6 protein-coding genes are annotated in these 6,224 nt (G+C 73.7%); 1 reads left to right on the top strand and 5 read right to left on the bottom strand.

The window, feature by feature from the left end; translation table 11 throughout:
• Nucleotides 1-1,093: HNH endonuclease signature motif containing protein (locus N555_RS0103700; RefSeq protein WP_156036143.1), on the top strand; the 1,093-nt coding region annotated here is incomplete at its 5' end.
• A 12-nt stretch (nt 1,094-1,105) separates the two neighbouring features.
• On the opposite strand, the gene N555_RS0103695 is transcribed toward N555_RS0103700, so the two are convergent.
• The 5 genes from N555_RS0103695 to N555_RS0103675 all read right to left on the bottom strand — a co-directional run bounded on the left by N555_RS0103695 (nt 1,106) and on the right by N555_RS0103675 (nt 6,201).
• Complete coding sequence (locus N555_RS0103695) at nt 1,106-1,672, bottom strand: hypothetical protein (protein ID WP_029430155.1); 567 nt, start codon at nt 1,670-1,672, stop codon at nt 1,106-1,108.
• A 140-nt stretch (nt 1,673-1,812) separates the two neighbouring features.
• Nucleotides 1,813-3,393, bottom strand: coding sequence for an ABC transporter substrate-binding protein (locus N555_RS0103690; RefSeq protein ID WP_029430154.1), 1,581 nt, complete (start codon nt 3,391-3,393; stop codon nt 1,813-1,815).
• Nucleotides 3,394-3,478: 85 nt separating this feature from the next.
• Nucleotides 3,479-4,600, bottom strand: coding sequence for an NDMA-dependent alcohol dehydrogenase (locus tag N555_RS0103685; RefSeq protein WP_029430153.1), 1,122 nt, complete (start codon nt 4,598-4,600; stop codon nt 3,479-3,481).
• 78 nt (nt 4,601-4,678) lie between these two features.
• On the bottom strand, nt 4,679-5,086 hold the full coding sequence (locus tag N555_RS0103680; RefSeq protein ID WP_029430152.1) for a cupin domain-containing protein: 408 nt from the start codon (nt 5,084-5,086) through the stop codon (nt 4,679-4,681).
• Between the two features lie 182 nt (nt 5,087-5,268).
• The gene (locus N555_RS0103675) at nt 5,269-6,201 is read right to left on the bottom strand and encodes an LLM class flavin-dependent oxidoreductase (protein WP_029430151.1); all 933 of its coding nucleotides are present in this window, start codon (nt 6,199-6,201) and stop codon (nt 5,269-5,271) included.
• Between the last annotated feature and the right edge of the window lie 23 nt (nt 6,202-6,224).

Genomic DNA, 6,224 nt, shown 5'->3' with positions numbered 1-6,224 from the left:
GGCGCAGCTGTTGCCGCAGGCGGTGGAGTTGTCGGTGGGGAAGCTGCGGAAGCGGGCGGAGGCGTTGCTGGCCGGGGTCGATCCCGATGGGGTCGATGAGCGGCGGGCGGAGACGCAGAAGGCCGCGGATGTGCGGATCTATCCGTCTACCCGGGAGGGGATGGCGATGGTCGCGGTGGAGCTGCCGGCGGATGAGGCGGTGGCGGTGCATGACGCGTTGACCCGGTATGCCGGGATGCAGAAGTCCGATGGTGACGTGCGGCCGATCGGTCTGTTGCGGACGCGGGTGTTCGCGGATCTGGTGCTGCGGCCGTGGGACGTCTCCCGGCCGCCGGTGACGGCGCATCTGCAGGTGTCGGCGTCGCTGGGGTCGCTGGCCGCGACCTCGACCGAGGCCGGGGAGGTGAGCGGGCTGGCGATCACGGCCGGCCACCTCCGGGAACTGCTGCGCCGCCTGGACGCCCTCGGTGTCCAGCCGCCCGAGGGCGGGTCGGTGACCGTCGGGATCACCGACGACGACGGCGCCCTGCTGGCCACCGCCACCCCCGCCCAGCTGCGGGCGCTGGCCCGCCGCGGCTGCCCCGCTCATCCCGAGGAGGACTGCGAGTGTGCGGTGCTGGACCGCCCGCCGGCGGTCGAGTCCTACGGCCCGAGCCGCCCGCAGCAGCGGTTCATCCACACCCGCGACCGGACCTGCCGATTCCCCAACTGCGGCCAGCGCGTCGGCTGGGCCGACGCCGACCACGTCATCCCGCACTCCTGCGGCGGCCCGACCGACTGCGCCAACCTGTGCTGCCTGTGCCGGAGCCACCACCGGCTCAAGACCTTCGCCCCCGGCTGGCGCTTCGAGATGAGCGACGACGGAGTCCTCACCGTGACCACCCCGTCCGGAGTCACCCGAACCACCCGACCACCCGGCATGCGACCACCACCGGAACCCGACCAGCTTGAGGCGCCACCCGAACCGCCCGGCGCCGACGAGGGGGCGGAGAGGCCCGGGCCGCGGCTGGGCACCCTGGATCTGATCCGGCGATGGCGCCCCAGGCCGCCCGGCAGTCCCAGCCCCTGGGCGCAGGACCCACCGCCCTTCTGACGACGAGCCGATTCACCGACACGTGGACAGGCCGACAGATCCCCATGTCGACCTGTCCACGTGTCGATCGGTCCTTTCGTGAAAGCGATCGTGAAAGCCGGTCGTCAGGTCGCGTCGGGAGTGGTCGGCACGCGGACCGGGGAGCTCGTGGTCGCCCTCGCGCAGTTCGCCCCAGGCGAGGCGGCTCTCCGCCAGCTCGTCCTGCAGCAGCCCGTACACCTCGGAGGCGAAGTACTCCGCATCCCACGGGTCGGCGTGCTCGAGGTCCACGAACCACGAGATCGGCGGCTCGAGCCACTCGCCCGAGGCCTTGACCCGGATCTGCGGATGGTCAGCCGGACCGCTCGGCGGAGGGGGGAACTGCCCGGGCCCGATCTCCTCGGTGATGATGCCGCCCACGGCGGGGGAGTTCCCTCCGGACCGGATGGCCTCCTGCACCCAGGCCGGCAATCCGGGAACGGCCACCAGCTCGACCAGGACCTCCTCGAGCTCGTCCGGCCGTACCAGGCTCCGGACGACGGGCAGGACGACGCGGCGCCGGACCTCCTCGAGGTCCCGCAGATCGAGGTCGTCGGGCACCGGGCGAGGCTACGGGCGTGCGGACGCCCTGGCGCGCGAGTTCCCGTGGTCGGTGCCACGCACGCAGGAACGGGCGCGACCGCCGGTCCTCGACGGTCGCGCCCGTTCCGTGTGCCTACGACGTCCCTACACGGGACCGGTCACTCGCTCAGCCACATCCCGTCGACCAGGACCGTCCCGGCGCCGGAGATCACGACCCCCTGCAGCCGGTCCTCGCGGGTGATGACGGTCTCCTCGGTCACGGCGACCAGCACCACGGGGTAGATCTCCGCCGTCCGCTCCTCGGCCCGCTCATAGGCGTCGCGCCGGGCGCCCTCGTCGGTGGCCGCCCGCGCCTCGTCGAGCGCCGCGTCCAGCTCGTCGTCCTTGATGCCGCTGTAGTTCGAGAACGACTCCGAGTGCAGGTGCGCCCACCACTGAGGCTCGGGGTCGACGAACTGCACGCCGGCGGTGATCGCCTGGTGCGACTTGCCGGTCAGCGCGCCGGTGGCCCCCGCGAAGTCCCGGTTGTCGATCTCCACCGTCACGTCGTCGTAGGCACTGAGCTGGGTCTGGATCGCCTGCGCGATCCCGATCGAGTCGGGCGTGGGGAAGGTGACGATGCTGAAGGAGACCGGCTTGCCCTCGTCGGCCAGCTCGGCGAAGAGCTCCTCGGCCCGCTCGGGGTCCGACCCGGGCAGATGGTCGCCGGTGTAGAACGGCGAGTCGTCGCTGAACCACGACGTCGGCACCGAGGCCTGGCCCTCCCAGACCGCCTGGCTGACCGCCTCCAGGTCGATGGCCTTGGCCACCGCCTCCCGCGCACGGACGTCGTCGAAGGGGGCGACGGTCGTGTTGAACAGGAACTCGGTCCCGCCGTTGGGGGTGTTCTCGGCAGCGATGCCGAAGCCGGCCTCCTCGGCCCGGGCGGTGATCTGCGTGCTGCCGTTGAGGATCGCGTCGGTGGCACCGCTCTGCAGCGCGTTGTACCGCTGGTCGGCGTCGTTGGCCACGGTCAGCGTGAGTCCCTCGAGGTAGGGCTTGGGCGCGTCCCAGTAGCTGTCGTTGCGCACCAGGCGCAGCTCACCGCCACGGGTCCAGCTCTCCAGCGTGAACGGACCCGCCCCGACCGGGTTCGCGTCGAACGCCGCCTGCCCCTGGCTCAGCGCCGCGGGGGAGCCGATCCAGTTGAGCGCGCTGGTCGTGATGGCCCCGCCGAAGTTCGGCGTGGGCCGCTGCAGCGTGAACTGGAACGTCAGCGGGTCCACCACGGTCAGGTCGCCGAGGCCCAGCCCGACGGCGAGGACCGGCGCCCGCAGCCCGATGTCCTTGGCCCGCGCCCAGTTCGCCCGCACCGCCTCGGCGTCCAGCGGGGTGCCGTCGGAGAAGGTCAGCCCCTCCTGGAGGACCAGCTGGTAGGTCGTGCCGCCGTCGGTGGTCTCCAGGCTCTCGGCCATCGAGGGGCTCAGCTCGCCGGAGACCGGGTCCTGGGTGAACAGCGCCCCGAACAGGGCGCTGCCGATCAGCGAGTTCGTGGTCAGGTTGTTGCCGAGGAAGGCCGGGTCCAGCGTCCGCGGCTCGGACACCAGCCCGATCTTCGCGGTGCCGCCCGCCACCGGGTCGCCGACGGCGGCGCCGGACGGGCTGCTCCCGCCGTCGTCGTCGTCGCTGCCGCCGCAGGCGCTGAGCGCCAGTGCGGCAGCGGCCAGGAGGGCCAGGGAGCGGTGCCATCTGCGGTGCATCGGGAACCTCGTCTGCTCAGGGGAGGGGCCGCCCGCGGTGCGCCGGGGCGGTGGTGGGAAGGGGCGGGAGAGGGAGCGCGGGGCGTCAGTCGTAGACGACGACGCCGCGGATGTTGCGGCCCGCGCGCATGTCGGCGAAGCCCTCGTTGAGGGTGTCGAGCGTGTAGCGGGTGGTGATCAGCTCGTCGAGCTTCAGCTGCCCGTGGCGGTACATCTGGAGCAGCCCCGGGATGTCTCGCGAGAAGTTGGACTCCCCGAACAGCGAGCCCTGGATGCGCTTCTGGAACAGCGTGAGGTGCCGGGTGGAGATCGGGAGGCTGTGGTCGTCGGCGGCCCGGGGGAGTCCGGTCAGGACGACGGTGCCGGCCTTGCGGATCGCCTCCACCGCCTGGGCGATCTGCCCCCCGGTGACGACGCCGACGCACACGATGCAGGAGTCCGCGCCCTGCCCGTTCGTGAACCCGCGGGCGATCTCGGTGGCCTCCTCGGCGGTGGCCGCGGTGTGGGTCGCGCCGAACGCCCCCGCGGCCTCCCGCTTGCTCTCCACGGGGTCCAGCGCGATCACCACGGACGCGCCGGCGTGCGCGGCACCCTGGACGGCGTTCATCCCGATGCCGCCGACGCCCATGACGATCACCACGTCGCCGGGCTCCACGGCCGCCGACCGCACGGCCGAGCCCCAGCCGGTCGGGACGCCGCAACCCAACAGGGCGGCCACCTCGAGCGGGACGTCGTCCGGGATCTTCACGGCGGACTGCACCGACACGGTCGAGTACTGGCTGAACGCTGCGACCCCCGCCGCCTGCCCGACCGGGGAACCGTCGAGGGAGAACCGGCGGGTCCCGTCCGGCCGGATCCCGGCGAGCACGAGTGCGCCGTTGTCGCACAGGTTCTGCATCCCCGAGGCGCACCAGCGGCACATGCCGCAGGCGGGCAGGAAGCTCATGACGACGCGGTCGCCGACCGACCACCCCGGCGTGTGCGGGCCCACCTCCTCGACCACGCCCGCCGCCTCGTGGCCGCCGGCCATCGGCAGCGCGCCGGGCGGGAGGACGAGGTCGCCGCTGGTCATGTGGTCGTCGGAGTGGCAGAGCCCCGCCGCGGCCATCTTCACGAGCAGCTCGCCCTGCCGGGGCGGCTCGAGCTCGAGGTCGACGACCTCCCACTTGCCGGGCTGTTCGAACAGGACGGCTGACTGCGTCCGCATGGGCGGACCTCCTCGGTCGCGGGCGGGTCGGCACCGTCCGGGCGGACGGCGCGGGGGTGCGGGTGGCCTCGGGGCGGTTCAGCTCTCGGGGCCGCGCTCGGGAGCCCCCGTGGCGGCCATGGCCTGGTCGATGTGGTCCATCAGCGAGGCGAGGGCGGCGGCGGGGTTGAGCTCGATGACCTCGCTCGGCTCGTCGTAGAGCAGCGTGTGGCCGGCCGGGAAGAAGTAGAGCTCGCCGGCGGTCGCCACCTCGTCGGGCCGGTCCGTGCCGGGATAGCGGGAGCGGATGGTGCCGCTCAGCACGTAGCCGTAGTGCGGGCACGGGCACACGCCACCGGGGAGACCGGCGTACAGCGGCGTGCAGTCGGCCACCGGGGCGACGGTGTAGCCGACCTCCATGTCCCCCCACTGCACCGAGCGGAAGCCGGTGTGCGGCCAGCGGCCGCCACCGTTGAGGGGCAGGTCCTGGGGTCTCGCGACGGGCATGACGGTCCTCTCGGGAGCGGGGGCCGGCGGTGTCGGCTCAGGGCCGGGCCGGGTCAGAACCGGGGCGCTCGGGGGCAGCTGCGCCTGTCGTCGGCGGCCGCGGGGCACTGCGCCGGTGCCGGCCGCGGTGTTCCGTGGATCACACCGCATTGGATACTGTATACGGAAGCGAGTGGCAAGGGTCACTGCCGCGAGCCGCTCACCGGAGCGGCCCGGACGGCCGCGGCGACCGTCGTCAGCAGCAGCCGCAACTGGTCGGGATCACGCCGGGCCGGCAGCAGCACCAGCTCGTCGGCCCCCGCGTCGACGTACTCGCGCAGCCGGGCGGCGACCTCCGCCGGCGTGCCCACCGCCGCGATCCGGCCGACCATCGCGTCGAAGCCCTGCCGGTACGTGCCGCCGAGGAAGTCGGCCGCGTCGCGCCGCGCCCGCGCGCCGTCCTCGTCGGCGCAGACCGGCACGTAGGCGATCCAGCGGAAGCCGGTGAGGTCGCGCCCGGCATCCGCGGCGATCCCCCGGATCGTCGTGACCGACTCGGCGTAGCGGCGCGGGGAGTACATGTACGGGATCCAGCCGTCGCCGAGCAGCGCCGCGCGGCGCATGGCCGGCAGCTGGCGTCCGGCGACGACGATCGGCGGGCCCCCGGGCGTGACCGGCGGGGGCTGCAGCGCCACGCCGGACATCGGGAAGAAGGGCCCCGGGGAGTCGACCGGGTCGCCGGTCCACAGCCGCCGGATGAGCGGGATCGCCTCGTCCGTCCGCCGGCCGCGCTCGGCCAGGGGCACCTGCACGGCGGAGAACTCGGCGGGGTACTCCCCGCCGACGCCGATCCCCAGCACCACCCGGCCGCCGGTGATCCGGTCCAGGTCGGCCACCTGCTTGGCGACGAGCGCCGGCGGATAGAGCGGCAGCAGCAGGACCGCGGACCCGATGGTGATCCGCTCGGTCTGGCCGGCCAGCCGGTGCAGCCAGGCCATCGGCTCGACGCCGGGGTTGGGCGACGCGATGTGGCCGCCGACCCACAGGGCGTCGGCGCCCAGCGCCTCGGCCTCGGCGACCATGGCCGCGTCCCCGGTCGCCACGAGCCCGATCCGCGGCGTGCCGCGGGCCGTCATCGCCGACCGCCCGCGCGGGCGGG

The sequence above is a fragment of the Blastococcus sp. URHD0036 genome, assembly GCF_000701365.1.
Classification (GTDB): Bacteria; Actinomycetota; Actinomycetes; order Mycobacteriales; family Geodermatophilaceae; genus Trujillonella.
The sequence above is the reverse complement of the archived record's forward strand: the minus strand, read 5'-3'. Positions and strand labels throughout refer to the sequence as shown.

Excerpts from the sequence above, each read along its gene's own strand:
- N555_RS0103690 (WP_029430154.1), bottom strand. The coding sequence starts at position 3,393 with ATGCACCGCAGATGGCACCGCTCCCTGGCCCTCCTGGCCGCTGCCGCA.
- N555_RS0103685 (WP_029430153.1), bottom strand. The coding sequence starts at position 4,600 with ATGCGGACGCAGTCAGCCGTCCTGTTCGAACAGCCCGGCAAGTGGGAG.
- N555_RS0103680 (WP_029430152.1), bottom strand. The coding sequence starts at position 5,086 with ATGCCCGTCGCGAGACCCCAGGACCTGCCCCTCAACGGTGGCGGCCGC.
- N555_RS0103675 (WP_029430151.1), bottom strand. The coding sequence starts at position 6,201 with ATGACGGCCCGCGGCACGCCGCGGATCGGGCTCGTGGCGACCGGGGAC.